The 17,048-nt window shown below is 72.6% G+C and carries 17 protein-coding genes; 3 read left to right on the top strand and 14 right to left on the bottom strand.

From position 1 onward, the window contains the following. Window positions 1-44 precede the first annotated feature (44 nt). Together CSIV_RS17080 and CSIV_RS17075 are read right to left on the bottom strand one after the other, a co-directional pair. A complete protein-coding gene (locus tag CSIV_RS17080; RefSeq protein WP_077052497.1) occupies window positions 45-725 on the bottom strand; it encodes a response regulator in 681 nt (226 codons plus the stop codon). Continuing rightward, a complete protein-coding gene (locus CSIV_RS17075) occupies window positions 722-2,326 on the bottom strand; it encodes a sensor histidine kinase (protein ID WP_077052496.1) in 1,605 nt (534 codons plus the stop codon). Before CSIV_RS17075 ends, CSIV_RS17080 begins: the two co-directional genes overlap by 4 nt. 143 nt (window positions 2,327-2,469) lie before the next feature. On the opposite strand from CSIV_RS17075, the gene CSIV_RS17070 reads away from it, so the two are divergent. Both CSIV_RS17070 and CSIV_RS17065 read left to right on the top strand, forming a co-directional pair. Next, window positions 2,470-3,918, top strand: a complete 1,449-nt coding sequence (locus tag CSIV_RS17070; protein ID WP_077052495.1) for a cation:dicarboxylate symporter family transporter — start codon at window positions 2,470-2,472, stop codon at window positions 3,916-3,918. Further along, window positions 3,915-4,745 (top strand): aldolase/citrate lyase family protein, encoded by an 831-nt coding sequence (locus tag CSIV_RS17065; protein WP_139340749.1) that lies wholly within the window; start codon window positions 3,915-3,917, stop codon window positions 4,743-4,745. The genes CSIV_RS17070 and CSIV_RS17065 overlap by 4 nt, the downstream gene beginning before the upstream one ends. A 167-nt stretch (window positions 4,746-4,912) precedes the next feature. Here CSIV_RS17065 and CSIV_RS17060 read toward each other — a convergent pair whose 3' ends face one another. The 12 genes from CSIV_RS17060 to CSIV_RS17005 all read right to left on the bottom strand — a co-directional run bounded on the left by CSIV_RS17060 (window position 4,913) and on the right by CSIV_RS17005 (window position 16,180). Continuing rightward, window positions 4,913-5,461, bottom strand: coding sequence for a J-domain-containing protein (locus CSIV_RS17060; RefSeq protein WP_077052494.1), 549 nt, complete (start codon window positions 5,459-5,461; stop codon window positions 4,913-4,915). Window positions 5,462-5,658: 197 nt separating this feature from the next. Beyond that, window positions 5,659-6,483 carry an oxygenase MpaB family protein gene (locus CSIV_RS17055; RefSeq protein ID WP_442922938.1) on the bottom strand — a complete coding sequence of 275 codons (825 nt, stop codon included), beginning with the start codon at window positions 6,481-6,483 and terminating at the stop codon, window positions 5,659-5,661. A 124-nt stretch (window positions 6,484-6,607) separates the two neighbouring features. After that, window positions 6,608-7,138 carry a hypothetical protein gene (locus tag CSIV_RS17050; protein ID WP_083735201.1) on the bottom strand — a complete coding sequence of 177 codons (531 nt, stop codon included), beginning with the start codon at window positions 7,136-7,138 and terminating at the stop codon, window positions 6,608-6,610. A 2-nt stretch (window positions 7,139-7,140) separates the two neighbouring features. Further along, a complete protein-coding gene (locus CSIV_RS17045; protein WP_077052491.1) occupies window positions 7,141-7,548 on the bottom strand; it encodes a DUF4383 domain-containing protein in 408 nt (135 codons plus the stop codon). A gap of 124 nt (window positions 7,549-7,672) precedes the next feature. Beyond that, window positions 7,673-9,406 (bottom strand): hypothetical protein, encoded by a 1,734-nt coding sequence (locus tag CSIV_RS17040; RefSeq protein ID WP_077052490.1) that lies wholly within the window; start codon window positions 9,404-9,406, stop codon window positions 7,673-7,675. Window position 9,407: 1 nt separating this feature from the next. Beyond that, on the bottom strand, window positions 9,408-10,163 hold the full coding sequence (locus CSIV_RS17035; protein WP_077052489.1) for an SDR family NAD(P)-dependent oxidoreductase: 756 nt from the start codon (window positions 10,161-10,163) through the stop codon (window positions 9,408-9,410). 10 nt (window positions 10,164-10,173) lie between these two features. After that, window positions 10,174-11,040, bottom strand: coding sequence for a phosphogluconate dehydrogenase C-terminal domain-containing protein (locus CSIV_RS17030; protein WP_077052488.1), 867 nt, complete (start codon window positions 11,038-11,040; stop codon window positions 10,174-10,176). Next, window positions 11,037-11,831 (bottom strand): sugar phosphate isomerase/epimerase family protein, encoded by a 795-nt coding sequence (locus CSIV_RS17025; protein ID WP_077052487.1) that lies wholly within the window; start codon window positions 11,829-11,831, stop codon window positions 11,037-11,039. The genes CSIV_RS17030 and CSIV_RS17025 overlap by 4 nt, the downstream gene beginning before the upstream one ends. Then, window positions 11,828-12,595, bottom strand: a complete 768-nt coding sequence (locus tag CSIV_RS17020) for a triose-phosphate isomerase family protein (RefSeq protein ID WP_077052486.1) — start codon at window positions 12,593-12,595, stop codon at window positions 11,828-11,830. The genes CSIV_RS17025 and CSIV_RS17020 overlap by 4 nt, the downstream gene beginning before the upstream one ends. Then, window positions 12,595-13,065, bottom strand: a complete 471-nt coding sequence (locus CSIV_RS17015; protein ID WP_077052485.1) for a ribose-5-phosphate isomerase — start codon at window positions 13,063-13,065, stop codon at window positions 12,595-12,597. Before CSIV_RS17015 ends, CSIV_RS17020 begins: the two co-directional genes overlap by 1 nt. Continuing rightward, entirely contained in the window at window positions 13,062-14,813 is a 1,752-nt protein-coding gene (locus CSIV_RS17010; protein WP_077052484.1) for a dihydroxyacetone kinase family protein, read from the bottom strand. The genes CSIV_RS17015 and CSIV_RS17010 overlap by 4 nt, the downstream gene beginning before the upstream one ends. Then, on the bottom strand, window positions 14,810-16,180 hold the full coding sequence (locus CSIV_RS17005) for an MFS transporter (RefSeq protein WP_077052741.1): 1,371 nt from the start codon (window positions 16,178-16,180) through the stop codon (window positions 14,810-14,812). Before CSIV_RS17005 ends, CSIV_RS17010 begins: the two co-directional genes overlap by 4 nt. A gap of 101 nt (window positions 16,181-16,281) precedes the next feature. Between CSIV_RS17005 and CSIV_RS17000 the strand changes: the two genes are divergently transcribed. Then, window positions 16,282-17,010, top strand: coding sequence for a FadR/GntR family transcriptional regulator (locus CSIV_RS17000; protein WP_077052483.1), 729 nt, complete (start codon window positions 16,282-16,284; stop codon window positions 17,008-17,010). The last annotated feature ends 38 nt before the right edge of the window (window positions 17,011-17,048 follow it).

The following is a 17,048-nucleotide window of genomic DNA, read 5'->3' as shown; positions in this document are numbered from 1 at the left end:
GAGTTCACGTGATGTCGGCGGGGTGAGGGCGACCCGCCGCCGCGTCAGGCCCGGACCCAGGCGTAGGTGATCTCGGGGCGGCCGGGGCCGCCGTAGCGCGGTTCGCGGCGCACGCGGCCGACGTCGGCGAGGTGCTCGAGATACCGGCGGGCGGTGACGCGCGACATGCCCTCGCGCTCGCCGACCTCGGTCGAGGACACGGCGCCGGATGCCGTGCGGACGCGCTCCGCGACGGCCTGCAGCGTCTCCTCGCTCAGGCCCTTGGGCAGCGCGGGCGCCATGGTCCGCAGCGACCCGAGCAGCGCGTCCACCTCGGACTGCGTGGCCTCCCCGGCCGCACGGTCCAGGCCCTCGGCGTACGCGCGGTAGGCCTCGAGGCGTTCGCGGAACGCAGCGAACGTGAACGGCTTGATCAGGTACTGCACGACGCCGGTCGACACCGCCGCGCGGACGGTCGCGGCATCCCGGACCGCGGTCACGGCGATGATGTCCACGCCCGCGCCCATCGCGCGCACGCGCCGGGCGACGTCGAGGCCGCCGCCGTCGGGCATGGTCATGTCCAGCAGCACGAGGTCGATGGGGCGGGCGGGATCGGCGATCGCGGTCAGCGCCGCGCGGGCTCCCGCCGCCTGCCCGACGACCTCGAACCCGGGCAGGCGCTCCACGTACGCGGCGTGCAGTTCGAGAGCGAGCGCGTCGTCGTCGACGACGAGCACGCGGATCACGCGGGCACCGCCTCGACCGGGGCCGGCAGGACGACGCGCACCGTCGTGGGCGCGTCGGTGACGTGCAGCGTGCCGCCGTGGGCCGAGACGATGTCGCGGACGAGCGCGAGCCCCACACCGCGACCGCCGGGAGCCGCGGCCGGCTTCGTCGAGGCGCCGAACGCGAACGGGTCGGCGAGGGTCGGATCGAACCCCGGCCCGCTGTCGCTCACCTCGATCGCGACATCGGGTCCTCGCCGCGTGAGCGACACGCGCACCCAGCGCGGATCGGGGCCGGCGGTGGCGGCATCCATCGCGTTGTCCACGAGGTTGCCGACCACGGTCACCGCCTCGGCCGGGGCCAGCGGCAGCGCGGGAGTGGGTTCCTCCACGTCGAGGTCGAGGGCGACACCGTGCTCGGCGGCCTCGTCGAGCTTCCCGAGCAGCAGAGCGACGACGACGGCGCCGTCGTTGCCCGAGACGATGCGGTCGGCGAGATCCTGACGGTCCTCCGTGGATGCCGCGATGAGCTGCCGCGCGTCGTCGACCCGTCCGAGCTCCAGCAGTGCCAGCAGGGCGTGCAGCCGGTTGCCGTGCTCGTGCGTCTGCGAGCGGAGGGTGTCGGTGAGCGTCCGCACCCCCTCGAGCTCGCCGAGCAGGGCCTGGAGCTCGGACCGGTCCCGGAGGGTCATGACCCGACCGCGTTCCGGCGCGCGCCGACCGGTGAGGTCGCGGGCCTCCTCCTGGTTCACCAGCAGCACGCGGTCGCCGGTGGCCACGGTCTCCTCGACCATGCGGCGCCCGGTGGCGATCGCGTCGGCGAGGGCGGCATCCATGTCGGTCTCACGCGGGTCCAGACTCGTCTGCCCCTGCGTCGCCGGCGGGAGGCCGAGGAGGTCGGCGGCTTCGTCGTTGTACAGCACGATGCGGCCGTCGCTGTCGGTGACGACCAGGCCCTCGCGCAGCGAGTGCAGCACCGTCTCGTAGCTCTCCACCAGTCGGGCGAGCTCGCGCGGGGTGTACGAGCCGGTGACGCGACGGGCGCTCCGACGGACGTACAGGGCCCCCAGGATGCCGATGCCCACGATGCCGGCAGCGGCGGCGACGATCAGGGGCACACGGGCGGCGAGATCCGCCTGGACGGCTCCCAGGGTGACCCCGACCGAGACGAGGCCCACGATCTCGCCGTCGTCGGCTCCGCCGGCGCGGACGGGTGCGATGGTCCGCACGGACGGGCCGAGCGTGCCCTCGTAGACCTCGGTGTAGGTCGCCCCGGCGAGCGCCTCTTCGCGCGAGCCGATGTAGGGCTGGCCGATCTGCGAGGGATCGGGGTGGGTCAGCCGGATGCCGTCGGGCGTCATGATCGTGACGAACGACAGGTCGGCATCGGAGAGGATCGCCGCGACCATCGGCTGAAGCGTCGCCGAGTCCTGCGCGCGGACGAGCGCGGCGACGTCCGGTTCGTGCGCGAGGGTCTCGGCGACGGAGCGCGTGACCTGTTGCGCCTGGCGCTGCCCGGAGTCCGACAGCTGCACGGACATGAGCGCCGCGAGCACACCCGCGACCAGCACGACGACGCCGAGCGACACCATCGCCAGTCGTCCGCCCACGCTCAAACGCATGCCGTGCCCTCTCCGGTCCGTTCCGGTCTGCCGTGAACAATACGACCACAAATCGCCCCGGGCTCTGCGCTCCCGCAAAGTCGACACATCTCCGGCGGCCCCGCCGGACTCAACAAAGACGTTAGAAAAAGGGGAAGTCGCGAATGTCTCTCTCACTCCGCACCACGCGCGACGGTCGTCCGCGTAAGAAGATCGACCGCAACCACTGGCTCTACATCGCCGTCATCGTCGCCGTCGCGGCGGGCATCATCGTCGGCCTCGTCGCCCCGCAGTTCGCCACCGGCCTCGAGCCGATCGGGAAGGGCTTCGTCAGCCTCATCAAGATGATGATCGCCCCGGTCATCTTCTGCACGATCGTCGTCGGCATCGGGTCGATCGCCAAGGCCTCCACGGTCGGCAAGATCGGCGGTCTGGCGCTGCTGTACTTCGTCGTGATGTCGACCTTCGCGCTGGGCATCGGCCTGCTGGTGGGCAACATCATCCACCCCGGCGAGGGCCTCAACATCGCCAGCGCGTCGTACGACGCCGTGCCCGAGGCGACCACCACGCAGGACTTCATCCTGGGCATCATCCCCACGACGTTCTTCTCGGCGTTCACCGGCGGCAGCATCCTTCAGGTGCTCTTCATCGCCCTCCTCGTCGGCTTCGCGCTGCAGGGCATGGGCGAGCGCGGGGCGCGCATGGTCGAAGGCATCCGCAACTTCCAGGTGCTGGTCTTCCGTATCCTCGGCATGATCCTGTGGCTCGCCCCCATCGGTGCGTTCGGCGCCATCGCGGCGGTCGTCGGCAAGACCGGCTTCGGCGCGGTCATCAGCCTCGGCATCCTGATGGGCTCGTTCTACCTGACCTGCTTCCTCTTCATCACCGTGGTCCTGGGGACGCTCCTCTACGTCGTCACGCGGGTCAACATCTTCTCGCTGATCAAGTACCTCGGCCGCGAGTACCTCCTCATCGTCGGCACCTCGTCGTCCGAGGCGGCGCTTCCGCGCCTCATCGCGAAGATGGAGCACCTCGGCGTCTCGAAGCCGGTCGTCGGCATCACCGTCCCGACCGGATACTCGTTCAACCTCGACGGCACCGCGATCTACCTGACGATGGCGTCGCTCTTCATCGCCACCGCCATGGGGGCGCCGATGTCGGTTCCCGAGCAGATCGGTCTGCTGGTCTTCATGATCATCGCGTCCAAGGGCGCCGCCGGTGTCACCGGTGCCGGTCTCGCAACCCTCGCCGGTGGTCTCTCCGCCTACCGTCCCGACCTCGTCAACGGCGTCGGCGTCATCGTCGGCATCGACCGGTTCATGTCGGAGGCCCGCGCGGTCACGAACTTCACCGGCAACGCCGTCGCGACCTTGCTCATCGGCGCGTGGACGAAGCAGTACGACCGCGAGCGCGTCGGCGAGGTCCTCGCGGGTCGCATCCCGTTCGACGAGACGCTGCTCACCGGTCACGACCACTCCGCCACTCCGGCGGCGGATGCCAAGGAAGAGGCGTCGGCCGTCGCCGGCACCGGTCCGGCGTCGGTGGACACGCAGGCGCTCAACGCCTTCCGCGCTCAGGCGGAGGCGGAGGCGGCGGCTCGGAGCCGTTCGTGAGCTTGACGCACTCCCCGGCGGGGGCGGCTTCGGCCGCCCCCGCCCCCGCGCGCGTGGATCTCGCCCGCACCTGGCTGCTGCGCTCGCCGCTCGCGGCCGGCGGGGAGACCGCAGCCGACGTGCTCGTGCTCGACCTCGAGGACGGACTGCCCGCCGCGCGCAAGACCGAGGGGCGCGAGCGCGCCCGCCGCGCCGCCGAGACCGCGCCGGTGTGGCTGCGCATCAGCGCCGCGGGCACACGGGACGGCGAGGCCGACCTGGCCCTGGGCCGCGAGCTCGGCGACCGCCTCGCCGGCGTCGTCCTCGCGATGTGCGCCGGGCCGGCGGACGTCGCTCACGTCGCGGCATCCCTCCCCTCCGGCGTGGCGATCGTGGCGATGATCGAGTCGGCTGCGGCGTTGTTGTCGGCACCGGCGATCGCCGCCCACCCCGCGACCCGGCGCCTGGCGTTCGGCACGGGCGACTTCCGTCGCGACACCGGCATGGCGGCCGACCGCATCGCGCTGTCGTGGCCGCGCGCGCAGCTGGTGGTGGCGTCGGCGGCGGCGGGGATCGCGGGGCCGATCGACGGCCCGTGCGGTCCGATCGAGCAGGCTCGGGATGCCGCCGAGCACGCGGCCACGATGGGCTTCACCGGCACTCTCGTGTTGCGGGATGCCGCGATCGCGGGGGCCCACGCCGGCTTCACGCCGAGCGCCGTCGAGGTCGAGGCCGCCCGGGCGGTGCTCGCGGAGGTTCCCGACGGCCCGGTCGACGGCTCGTACGCTCCCACCCTCGCCCGCGCCCGCGCCCTGGTCGTCCGCGCCGAGGCGCTCGCGCGGCTCTGACGCGTCGGCGGGGCCGTGGCGGCGCGGTGGCCGTGCGGCGAGGCGGCTGTCCGGTGGCGCGGCGGCGAGATCACGTGAAATGGTCGAGATCACTCGGCGCGGGTCGCTAACAGCGGGTGGTTTGGGTCAGTTCACGTGAAATGGCCGCCATCCCGCCGCGGCGCAGGTCAGCGCCGGAACCAGTGGCGGCGACGCGGCGGCGGCGCGGGTGCCACCGCGTCCCCGCGCGCGCGGCGTCGCGACGCCCACGCCGCGAGCTCGGCATCCACGTCCACCGTCGGTGTCACCACGGGCGGGCCGCCGAGCAATTGCCGGCGGGCCTCGATGACGCGGCGGTTGAAGTCCTCGAGCGCCTCCCTGACGTCGCCCTCGCGCGACAGGGCGTCCAGGCGATCGGCGAGTTCGGCGTGCTCGACCCGTAGGGTGAGCGCGGGCGGCCCGAGGCCCGAGAGCTTCTCAGTCTCGATCTTGCGACGGATCCACCAGTCGGGGTCGTGGCTGCCGCCGAGGTCGGGGAGCGGCTTCCCGGCACCGGGGAGGTCGTCGAACTCTCCGCGCCGGATGGCCTGCTGGATCGAGGTCTCCACGTAGGCGGCGCGCTCGGCCGCGGTCGACCCCCGCGCCGGCGACGGTGCGGATTCGGGTTCCAGCCCGGCATCCCGCAGCCGCCGGTCCAGGCGATAGCGCTCCGCCGCCTGCCTCGGATCGTCGCTCATGCCGCCTCCGCCGTGTGCTCGGGTGCTTCCAGGCTACGTCGGTGGGGAGCGGGTGGCGCCGGAGCCTCCGCCGCGTCGCGTCCGCGTCGCCGCGCCGTGCCGCGCCGCTCGAGTGTCCAAGACACGCCGATCCTGCGCGGGCGCGTCGGCGTGTCTTGGACACTGAACGGGCCGCGACCCGCGAACCCGGCCCGGCGCTACAGCCCCAGGCGGCGCAGCCGCAGCCGCGCCATGTCCTGCGCGCGCGGACCGGATCCGAGCGCGCGTTCGGTGATCCGCAGGATCAGGCGTGTCGCGGTCTTCACCGGCAGCCACGAGCGGCGGATGCCCAGCATCTTGCGCACCCGCGGTGGGAAGGTCGCGACCGCGGCGGCGAACAGCACGCGGTAGGCCACGCCCATGAGTCCCGTGAACGGGGGCTTCCGCAGGAAACGGACGACGTCGTCGACCCGCTCGTCGTGGCGCAGCTCGCCACGGTCGAGGAACCCCTCGAGCTCGGCGCGGAGGGCGGCCTCGGTGAGCGGCGGATCGGGCAGGCGCATGAGCCGACCCGCCGTCGCCCAGTCGGCGACGTACGCGTCGGCGCCGCCGGGGATCGGGCCGCCGTAGGCCTGGTGGCTCCGCAGGAACGCGTCGGTGAAGGCGATGTGGACCCACCGGACGAGGTCGCGGTCCTCGGCGGTGTAGCCGCGCGCGTCTCCGTCGCCGCCGACGTACGTCCCCCGCACGCGTTGGTGGAAGCGGCCCACGCGGGCGGTCTCGGCATCCGCCTGGGTTTGGGATCCGTACGTGAGGGTGATGACCCAGCGCACGGTGCCGGTGAGGCGCCCGATCGGGTCCTCGCGGTAGCGCGACCAGTCGTGGACCCCCGCGAGCGCCCCGGGGTGCAGCGCCTGCAGGAGAAGGGCCCGGATGCCGGCGACCAAGGTGCCCATTCCGGCATGGACGGTCCACGCGGGACCGTTCTCGACGAAGTAGCCGCCGTCGTCGCCCTCGGCGATCGCGCGGACGTACGGCGCCATCCCGGTCGGGTCGCCCGCGAGGGCGGTGAGGAGCTTGGCGCGCAACCGCGCGATCGGCGCCGGGACCGGGGGTGAGGACGTCACCGTTCCAGCGTGCCATCCCGCGGGAGGCGGAAGGGCCGGATCAGTGACCCTCGTGGGTGATGACGGGGACGCTGCCGTCGTCGCGGATCAGCACCGCGTCCTGCGTCGCCCCCAGAGCGGGGGTGACGACGACGGCGATGATCGACGCGGCGAGCAGGAGCCCCCACACGCTCATCGGCTGCGCGGTCCGCGGGGCTGAGCCCTCGCGTCCGCCGCGCCGGACGTGCACCGCGACGGCCGCGCCGACCACGATGAGGAGGAACGTGGCGGCGGTGACCGCGACGATGCTGGTGTGAGTCGGCAGGACGAACATCAGGGCGGATGCCGCGAGGACTCCCGCCAGAACTCCCGCCAGCGTCGTGCGCGGGGCGACGAACCGACCCAGGGCGAGCACGGCTCCACCCCAGACGAGCGCGGCCACCCCGAGGACGACCAGACCCGCTCCGAGACCGCGCGAGGCGATCCCGGAGCTGGGTCCGACGATGGCGCCCGCACCGAGGGCGGCGAGGATCAGGCCTGCCCCCCATGCGGACACGGAGGGCCACGACCGGACGAAGGTCGCGGCGTTCACGCTCAGACCGCCGCGGTGCGGGGGACGTTGCGCTCGGTGCCGAGGCCGACACCCAGGAGCACGACGGCGCTCGCGAGGTGGAGGAAGTGGTCGGGCACGTTGAGGGCGAGGATGTTGGCCGGTCCGGTGAGGAAGAAGCCGACGATACCGAGGAGCAGGTAGACCGCACCGACGGTGGTGTTGACGCCCTTGGCGGCGCGCGCGTTGGCGAGACCGGCGATGAGCAGCGCGGCACCGATCAGGAGGTGCGCGATGTTGTGGAGCGGGTTGACCGCGAAGATGCCCAGCAGCAGGCCACCCTCGTTGCTGATGAAGCCGACGCCGCCGGTGACGGCGAAGCCGAGCAGACCGACGAGCAGGTAGACGGCGCCGAAGACGGTCGCGACGATGCGGTTCGGTGACGAGCTCATGATGAACCTCCCAGAGTTCTGACAGCGACCATTCGGTCGCCTTTCACACATCTTCGGAGACACTGTGTGTTTCGGATTGGCCTTTGCACGCAGGGGATGCCATGCGGTAGGGCCGCAATGCGCCTCAGGGCAGGACGATCCTCGCCCAGCCGGAACGCTCCAGCCGGACCGAGGTCGACCCGCGCGGGGTGCGTACCTCGAGGTCGCGGGCCCGGTGGTCGAGGTTCGCGAGCAGCACGACGGCGCCCCACGGGGTGAGCGCCCCGACCGCCCAGACGGACCCGTCCGGCGAGTCGCCCGTGAGCGCGGGATGACCGCCGAGCTCCGCGAGGGCGGCGATCGCCGCGGCCACCGGTCGGTCCGTGCCGTCCGGCCTCCGGATGCCGCGCGCCCCCCACTCCTCGAAGTAGGTCAGAGATCGCACGCCCGGCACGGTGAGGGCTGCGGCGCTCGCGATGGTCCAGGCGGCGAGCTCGACGGCATCCTGGCGCGGGTCTGCGGAGGGGAGGAGCGCCGGGCCGTAGCCGTCGCGGAGATCGGGCTGCGACGGTCGCGGCTCGGCGGTCGTCGAGACGGCGTTCACGTGCGGGAGCAGTCCGATCGGGCCGATGTCGACGGGGATCCCGCCGGACAGCCGGACCGCCTGCTCCGCCACCCGTCTCTGCATCGCGACCGACTCGACCAGCTGCGCGGTGCTCACGTCGTGGAAGAGGGGGGTGATCGCGAAGCCGAGGCCGTCGAGCCCGGCCGGGAGGCGGTGGTGTTCGCGGTTGAGTTCGGTGAAGTGCGTCCGCACCCCGCCCGCGACGGGCGCCCTCAGCCCCGCGCGCCCGCTCGCCGCGCGGAGGGCCGCCACCGTCTCCGCGTCGGAAACGTGCCGGGCGGGACCGTCGGCTCGGAAAGCGGCCACGCGGCGCACGTCGATCCCCGTGAGCGCGTCGACGCCGTCCTGCAGGGCGTCCGGCCGCTGCTCGTCGACGACGAAGCGGACGTCGAGCGGGAGCCCGGCGCGCCGCGCGCGGGCGAGGGCGGCGGGCCACGCGGGCGAGGCCAGGTCGAGCTCGACGAGCACCGTGTCGACGGGCAACGGCCGGTCATCGACCTCCTCGACGGGGTCGGGGGCGGTGCTCGCGCCGATGCCGAGGGACGGCGCGGTCCCCTCGGCGCGCAGGTCGATGACCGCCGGCCCCGTCGGCTCGGGCGGCGGCACGGGACCGACGCGCTCGATCACCACGGTCTGCGCGACGCGCTCCCCGGCGGCGAGCCGGACCGGGAAGGGCAGAGCGAGGGGGCGGTTGTACGTCTTGAACGACGCGTCGGTCCAGTTGCGCTGGTCCTCCATCTCGAACACGTCGCCCGAGAACGTCATCCGCATCTCCCCGGCATCCGAGGACCACCGGAGTGCGGCGATGTCCGTCGCCGGCTGGTGCGGGCTGATCCCGTCGGGGAAACGGGTGGCCTCGGACGAGCCGTCCGGATGGTCCACGGAGAGGGCGCGGCCGCTCACCCTCGGCGGGTGGAGCACCACGAGTCCGGTCCGGTTCGTCTCGAACGCCGCGGTGCTGATCAGGTCGACCGCGATCTCGAGCCGGTCGTCGTCCGCGCGCGCCACGAGCTCGCCCTCGAGGCCTCCGGGGTCGGCCGACGCGCGAACGCCGAGGCGGAGACATCCGGGCTCGTCGCGGACCTCGTCGACGGAGAGCGGGAGGGTGTTCCAGTCCCGGTCGCGGACGGCGAGGCGGACGCTGCGCAGCACCGGGCGGCCGCGGAACGCGATGTCGGCGAACTCGTCGCCGCGCCGCCGCGTCAGGGTCCACGGGCCGCTCGACCACGCGACCTCGTCGTCGTTCCAGGTCATGTCAGAGCGTGGTCATGCCGCCGTCGACGACGAACGTCGCGCCGGTGGCGAACGCGCCCTCGTCGCTGGCGAGGTACACCATGATGCCGGTGACGTCGTCGGGCGTTCCCGCGCGACCGACGGGGATGCGCCCGACGATGGCGGCGCGCGCCTCGGGGTCGTCGGTGATCGCGGCCACCAGCGGCGTTTCGGTGTACGCGGGTTGGACGGTGTTCACGCGGATGCCGTCGGCGGCATATGCCGCAGCGACGGTGCGGGCCAGGCCGTGCACACCGGCCTTGGACGCGCTGTAGGCGGTGAAGTCCTTGCCTTCGCCGTTGACCGCGGTCGGGCTTCCGGTGAGGATGATCGACCCGCCGCGGCCGCGGAGCATCGATCGCACCGCGTACTTCACGGTCAGGAACGCCCCGGTGAGGTTGATGTCGAGCGTCCGGCGCCACACGTCGAGGTCGAGCTCGGCGGCGGGGGCGTCCCGACCGAACAGCTGCACCCCGGCGTTGGCGACGACGACGTCGGGCTCCCATCCCGCGCTCTGCAGTTCGGCGAACCCTCCGGCGACGGACTCCTCGTCCGAGATGTCCATCGCGAGCGCCCGCGCGTCCGGACCCAAGCCCTCAGCCGCGGCGCGGGCGCCGGCGGCATCCACGTCCGCGATCACGGCGCGCGCGCCCTCGGCGACGAAGCGGGCGGCCACGGCGAAGCCGATGCCCTTGGCGGCGCCCGTGACCAGAGCGGTCTTCCCGGTGAGTCTGCTCATGGTCGTCTCCTCAGCGTGCGATCCGGTCGAGGTCGAGCATCCGGGCGAGGTTCTTGTCGAGCTCGTCGTCGCGGAAGATCTTCTTCCAGTCTTCCTTGATGATGCTCTCGCGGCCGTAGTCCATGGCGATGAGGCACGCGTCGCTGAAGGGGTTGTCGCCGCGGAGTCCGTTCGCGAGCGCCACCTGCGTGTGGCCGTAGAGGATGCTGCGCGCCGCCGCCTCGGGCACGCCCATCGTGTGGACGGCCTCGTCCAGCGCTTCGTTCAGGAGCGAACCGATCATGCACGCCACCGTCTCCACCAGCGTGGGCTCGAGCTGCGCGAGCTGCTTCACGGTGACCCAGTGCACGTCGATGACGGGGGCGTAGATCGCGCGGACGGTCGCCTCGACGATCGCCCGCTTGACGGGGTCGTCGGACTCGATCGCGGCGATCGCGTCCTGCGGGGCGGCGATGCCGCCGAAGGTGTCGGCCCACTCCTCCTTCGTCGTGCGCTCGAGGAAGACCGACGGGTGGCACGGGTGGGCCACCGCCTGGATGACGTCCGCGCGCGTGGTGAGCAGGCCCGCGTAGGCGGCGGCGGGATCGAGCGTCAGCACGATCGCTCCCGACTTCAGCTGCGGAACGAGCTCGGCCGTGACCGCGCCGAGGGCGAGGTCGGGGACGGCGAGCACCACGATGTCGGCGTCGGCGACCGCGGTGGCCGCCTCGGTGAGCTCCCGGCCCGCGGCGATCGTGCGCTCGCGACCGGCGGGGGAGTTCTCGACGTAGGCCACGGGGTGGGCGGTACGCGCGAGGTTGTTCGACACGCGCATCCCCATCTTCCCGCCCGCGCCGATGACGGCGATCGAGTGGAGGTCGGTGGTGGTCTCGGTCATGGGGTGCTCCTGAGGTAGTCGATGGTGGTGCGGGTCCATTCCCGCTCGAGGCGGACGGTGGTCTCGGCATCCCCCTGCCAGGGGAGCCAGTGCTCGACGATCTCGTCGATGCCGCGCTCGCGCGGTCGGACGGTGTCGAGGAGGTGGGGGTAGTCGTGCAGTCCCGAACCCATCGGAGCGCCGGTGTACTCGAAGCCGACCCAGCCGTCGCGGCGATGGAAAGCGAAATCCTTGACGTGCACGTTGGCGACGAGTTCCGTGCACACCTCGACGCAGGCGGCCGGCTGCTCGAGGCGGGCGACGACGTTCGCGGGGTCGAGGCAGATGCCCAGGCTCTCGCTCGACAGCGACCACACCAGGTCGACGAGGTCGACCGTGGCGACCTGCTCGTAGGTCTCGAGGGCCAGGGTCACCCCGGCGTCCTCGAACGAGGGCAGGGTGTCGGCGAGCCAGAGCTCGGCCTGCCGGAGTGTCGGAGTGCCCTCCGGGCCGCTGAGCATCGAGCGGAGGAGGCGGGCGTCGAAGACCTCGGCGAGGCACAGGAAGCGCTGGAGCCGCTCGGGAGTGAGGCCCTTCGTGCCGAGCTGCACGATGACCCCGAGATCACGTGCGGCGGTCGCCGCCTCGGCCAGCTCGCGATCGCCCATGTGCTCCAGAGGGGCGTAGTCGCAGATCTGGAACAGCCCCACATCGAGCGCACGGGTGGCCTCGAAGGCTCCGCGGAGCGTCAGGGGTTCGGGAGCGAGGGCGGAGTGCTGCCAGAAGAACGCGTAGGTTCCCAGGCCGATCACGCGCTCACCCCCGCGCGGGCGGCGGCCTCGTCGAGGACGCGGCGAAGCTGCGCGGGGTCGTGGGCGAAGCGGCCGAGGAACAGGCCGTCGACCGCCCCGCCGAGGTCGGTGAGCAGGCCCGGCCCCGCCGACCCGCCGTACACCACCGCGCTGCCCGCACGCTCCGGCAGGGCGTCGAGCGCCGCGCGCAGCGCCCGCGCGACGGGGACGATGTGCGCGAGGGATGCCGGGGACTCCGCGCCGATCGCCCACACCGGCTCGTAGGCGACGGTGACCGCGCCCGCCGGTGCACCCTCGAGATCCGCGTGGAGCTGGGCCACGACGGTCGCGGCAGCGATCTCGGGGGCGGTTCTCCCGGTCTCGCCCAGGCAGAGGAGCGGCGTGAGACCCGCGGTCAGCGCGGCCGCGGCCTTCGCCGCCGTCTCCGCGTCGGTCTCCCCGAACAGGCGTCGACGCTCGGCGTGACCGATCTCGGCGAACGCGACACCGATCTCCGCGAGCTCGGAAGCCGTGATCTCGCCGGTGAAGGCGCCGGCCGGGTGTGCGGAGACATCCTGGGCACCCACCCGCACGTCCGTTCCGGCGAAGACCGCGAGCGCCGCGGGGATCTGCAGGTACGTGGGGACGACGACGAGCCGCACCGCGCCGGAGGCGATGGCGGGTGTCTCACGGGCGATACGGGCGACGTCGTCCAGCCACGCGAGGGCGCGGGCGTGTCCGAAGTACGTCTTCAGGCTCACCCCGACCCACACCGGTGCGGTCATCAGCAGGATCCGGTGTTCTCGTACGCGGTGAGGACGGCGACCTTCTCGGCGCTCGCCGAGGAGTCGTCGAAGCGGTAGGTGAGCCACTCGCGCACGAGCCGTCGCGCGAGCTCGATCCCGACGACCCGCTGCCCCATGGTGAGCACCTGCGCGTTGTTGGACAGCACCCCGCGCTCGACCGAGAAGGAGTCGTGCGCGGTGACCGCGCGGATGCCGGGGACCTTGTTGGCCGCGATCGCCACGCCCAGTCCGGTTCCGCAGATCAGAAGCGCCCGGTCGGCTTCGCCGTCGGCGACGCGCGAGGCCGCCTCGATCGCGACCGTCGGGTAGGGCGTGTGGCCGTCGGCGTCCACGCCCACATCGGTGACCGCGAGGACGCCGTCGTTGGCCTCGAGGTCGCGCTTGAGGATCTCCTTGTAGTCGAAGCCGGCGTCGTCGGAGCCGATCACGATGCGCAGGGGAGAGGTCATGAGGGGGTTCCGTTCTCGGAGGCGGTCGCCAGCACGGGGGCGATCGCGGCGGTGATGAGCGCGAGGGAGACGGCGCCCGGGTCGGGGGTTCCCACGGCGTGTTCGCCGTGGGTGCGGGCGCGGCCCTTGCGGGGCAGCAGATCGGCGGTCGCCGCGGCGGCCCGGTCGGCCGAGTCGGCCGCGGACGCCCAGGCGGAGGCGAGCGAGGCGCCGCCGTCGATCGCGTGGGAAAGGGTCGCGGCGAAGGGCACGAGAGCGTCGACGAGCGTCTTGTCGCCCACTTCGGCCTTCCCGTAGTCGGTGACCGCGCGTGAGGCGGCGGACACCCCGCCCGCGACGTCGGCGGCCGTCGGCGCACCCGTGTCGCCCAGCGTGCGGGCGATCGCGCCGAGGATCACTCCCCACAGCGCGCCGGAGGTCCCGCCTGCGCGATCGGCCCACGCGTCCGCGGCGCGCCGCAGCGTGGTGGCGGCCCCCGCGCCCGCGGCGGCGGCGGCGTCCGCCGCGGCCTGCGCCGCGTGGGCGCCGCGCTGCATCCCGATGCCGTGGTCCCCGTCGCCGGCGACGGCATCCAGGCGTCCGAGCTCGTCGACGTGCGCGTCGATGGTGTCGGCGATCGCCTCCACCGCGAGACGCACCGTCTGCGCCGTCGCGCGCGAGGTGTCGTCGGCATCCGGCATGTCGTCGGCGGTCTCCGTCTCGGCCACCGGCGCCGACACGCGTTCGGTCGCGGCGACCGCTCCTCGCCGGTAGGCGGGGGTGTCGACCGGGTGCTCCCAGAGCGCTGCGAGTTCGTCGTCGAGCCAGTAGAGCGTCAGCGACGTGCCGGCCATGTCGAACGAGGTGCAGTACTCGCCCACGTGCGGGTCGACGATCTCGATCCCGGCGTCCTCGAGGAGCTGGGCGATCCGCCGGTACACGACGAACATCTCCTCGTACTTGAGCGAGCCGAGCCCGTTCAGCACCGGCACCACGCGGGCGCCGGAGACGGATGCCACGCCGTCGGGGACCTCGGCGGGGTCTAGCAGGGCCGCCACCAGCATCTCGGCGAGTCCGTCGGCGGTGGGGATCGCGGTCTCGTCGATCCCCTGTTCGCCGTGGATGCCGAGCCCCACCGCCATGCGCCCCTCGGCGACGCTGAACAGCGGGTCCTGAGCGCCGGGGAGCGTGCAGCCCGTGAACGCCACGCCGAAGGAGCGGGTGCGCTCGTTGGCGAGGGCGGCGACGCGGGCCACTCCGTCGAGGTCGTCCCCCCGTTCGGCGGCGGCCGCGGCGGCGCGGAAGACCGTGAGATCGCCCGCGATGCCCCGCCGCCGGTGGCGTTCCGCGGGAGGTGCGGAGGAGATGTCGTCGGTGACGGTGACGGTCTGCGCGTCGATGCCCTCGCTGCGCAGGCGCTCCTGTGCCGCGTCGAAGTTCAGGACGTCGCCGGCGTAGTTGCCGTAGGCGAAGAACACCCCGCCGCCGTTGTCAGCGGTCCGCGCCGCGCTGTACACCTGCTGCGTCGATGGGGAGGCGAAGAGGTTGCCCATCGCTGCCGCGTGCGCCAGGCCCGGGCCGACGAGACCACCGAAGGCCGGGTAGTGGCCCGAGCCGCCGCCCACCACGACCGCGACCTGCCCGCTCGGCGAGGTCGTCGCGCGCGCGACCCCTCCCGGGATGCGGCGGACGTAGCGGCCGTTGGCCGCGACGAAGCCGTCGATCATCTCGTCCGCGAACGCCGCCGGCTCGTTCCAGAGACGGGTCACCGAGCCGTCTCCTCGACGTCGATCGCCTCGGGCGTCGGGGCGGGTGCGGCCGCCGTCCGGCGGGCGAGGACGACCATGAGGATCGCGGAGACCAGCATCACGGCGCCGACGATGAACATCGGGACCTCGTAGCCGCCCGTCCAGTCGTGCACGGCGCCGGTGACGTACGGCGCGCTGAAGCCGGCCAGGTTGCCGATCGTGTTGATGAGTGCCACGCCGGCCGCGGCGGCGGCGCCGGTGAGGAACTTCGTCGGCAGGGTCCAGAAGTTCGGCAGCGCGGCGAAGATCGCCATCGCGGTCAGCGTGATCACGGCGATCGTCAGGGCGGGGGAGCCCGCGAACAGGGCCAGGGGGATGCTGACCGCGCCCACGAGCGCGGGGACCACGATGTGCCACGTGCGCAGTCCTCGTCGCGAGGCGTCGCGGGACCAGAAGTACATCGCGATCGCCGCCGGGACGTAGGGGATGGCGGTGATGAGGCCCTTCTGGAACACGTCGAAGGAGGCCCCGGTCTGCTCCTGGAACCCGTTGATGATCGTGGGCAGGAAGAAGGCGAGGGCGTACAGGCCGTAGATGAAGCCGAAGTAGATGAACGACAGCATCCACACGCGCCCGCTGCGGAAGGCGAAGCGCGCGGAGACGTGCTTCTGGCTCGCCGCGGTCGCGGCCGATTCCTTCGCGAGCGCGGCGGTCAGCCACTCCTTCTCGTCGGCGGCGAGCCAGTTCGCGTCGGCGGGCTTGTCCTTGAGGTAGAACCACGCGATGACGCCCACCACGATCGCCGGGATCGCGACGCCGAAGAACATGAAACGCCATCCCTCGAGGCCGAAGAACGTGCCGTGCTGCTGGATGAGAGCTCCCGCGAGAGGGGCCCCGATCACGGTCGTCAGGGGCTGGGCGAGGTAGAAGAGCATCAGGATGCGACCGCGATGCGCCGCGGGCACCCACAGGCTGAGGAAGAGGATCGCCCCGGGGAAGAACCCGGCCTCGGCCACACCCAGCAGGAAGCGCAGGATCACGAGCTGCTCGAAGTTCTGCACCCACGTGAACAGCAGCGCGACGATGCCCCAGGTCACCATGATCCGGGCGAGCCAGCGGCGGGCGCCGAAGCGGTGCAGGGCGAGGTTGGAGGGCACCTCGAGAAGGATGTAGCCGACGAAGAAGACGCCGGAGGCGAAGCCGAACTGCGCGGCGCTGAGAGCGAGATCGTCGTTCATCCCGTTCGGGGCGGCGAAGCCGATCGCGGTGCGGTCCAGGTAGTTGATGAAGAACATCAGGGCGACGAAGGGGACCAGTCGCCAGGCCACTTTGCGGATGGCTCGACGCGCGACGTCGGGTTCCGCTGCGAGGGGAGTGGAGGTGTCCACGTTGACTCCGTTCGATTCGGGGCGCATCGGCGCGCTCGTCTATATTGGCCAACCGGTTGACCAATTGCAAGCACGACTTCGGTGGCCGCTAGGTTGAAGGCGTGCCCGCCTACCCCGCCGACCGCAGCCACGAGATCGCGGCCGCACTCGAGGCCCTCCCCGCGGGGTCGCCGGTCAGCGAGGTCGCTCGCCGCTTGCTCGATCTCTTCACCACGGGCTCCATCGCCCCGGGCACGCGCTTGCCCGCCGAGCGTGCGCTCTCCACGACGCTCGGCGTCGGGCGCTCGGCCGTCCGCGAGGCGCTCGCGGCGCTCGAGATCCTCGGCATCGTCGACGTCCGTCCCGGCTCGGGCACCTACCTGCGCGGCACCGCGAGCTCACTGCTTCCGCAGACGCTGCGCTGGGGACTGCTCCTCGGCGACACCGACACCGCCGAACTCCTCGACCTCCGCGCGGGGCTGGAGATCTACGTCGCCCGCCTGGCCGCGGACCGCGCCGACGAGGCCGCGCGGGAACGCATCGCGGCGACGCTGGCCGAGATGACCCGGTCGCGTCACGACCTCCGCGCGTTCGCGCGAGCCGACCGCGACTTCCACGACGCCCTCGGCCACGCCGCCGGCAACGCCCTCCTCGTCGACCAGCTCAACGTCGTCCGCTCGCTGCTGCAGGTCTACGCCGACCGCGCGGTACAGAGCGCGGACGACGCGACCCGGGCCATCGCCGAACACGATGCCGTCGACCGCGCGATCCGCGCGCGGGACGCCGACGCCGCGGCATCCGCGATGGCCGTGCACATGGCGACGGCGTCGGCGCGTCTCGTCGGGGAGTGAGCTGCCTTCCTCAGAAGGCACGCGTCCGATTTTATGAG

It is taken from the genome of Microbacterium sp. CSI-V (genome assembly GCF_001984105.1).
GTDB lineage: Bacteria > Actinomycetota > Actinomycetes > Actinomycetales > Microbacteriaceae > Microbacterium.
This window is presented reverse-complemented; position numbering and strand designations above follow the sequence as displayed.

What these genes read in the sequence shown, in the direction of transcription:
- CSIV_RS17075 (WP_077052496.1), bottom strand. Translation starts at nt 2,326, where the DNA reads ATGCGTTTGAGCGTGGGCGGACGACTGGCGATGGTGTCGCTCGGCGTC.
- CSIV_RS17070 (WP_077052495.1), top strand. Translation starts at nt 2,470, where the DNA reads ATGTCTCTCTCACTCCGCACCACGCGCGACGGTCGTCCGCGTAAGAAG.
- CSIV_RS17060 (WP_077052494.1), bottom strand. Translation starts at nt 5,461, where the DNA reads ATGAGCGACGATCCGAGGCAGGCGGCGGAGCGCTATCGCCTGGACCGG.
- CSIV_RS17055 (WP_442922938.1), bottom strand. Translation starts at nt 6,483, where the DNA reads ATGGCGCCGTACGTCCGCGCGATCGCCGAGGGCGACGACGGCGGCTAC.
- CSIV_RS17045 (WP_077052491.1), bottom strand. Translation starts at nt 7,548, where the DNA reads ATGAGCTCGTCACCGAACCGCATCGTCGCGACCGTCTTCGGCGCCGTC.
- CSIV_RS17040 (WP_077052490.1), bottom strand. Translation starts at nt 9,406, where the DNA reads ATGACCTGGAACGACGACGAGGTCGCGTGGTCGAGCGGCCCGTGGACC.
- CSIV_RS17035 (WP_077052489.1), bottom strand. Translation starts at nt 10,163, where the DNA reads ATGAGCAGACTCACCGGGAAGACCGCTCTGGTCACGGGCGCCGCCAAG.
- CSIV_RS17030 (WP_077052488.1), bottom strand. Translation starts at nt 11,040, where the DNA reads ATGACCGAGACCACCACCGACCTCCACTCGATCGCCGTCATCGGCGCG.
- CSIV_RS17020 (WP_077052486.1), bottom strand. Translation starts at nt 12,595, where the DNA reads ATGACCGCACCGGTGTGGGTCGGGGTGAGCCTGAAGACGTACTTCGGA.
- CSIV_RS17015 (WP_077052485.1), bottom strand. Translation starts at nt 13,065, where the DNA reads ATGACCTCTCCCCTGCGCATCGTGATCGGCTCCGACGACGCCGGCTTC.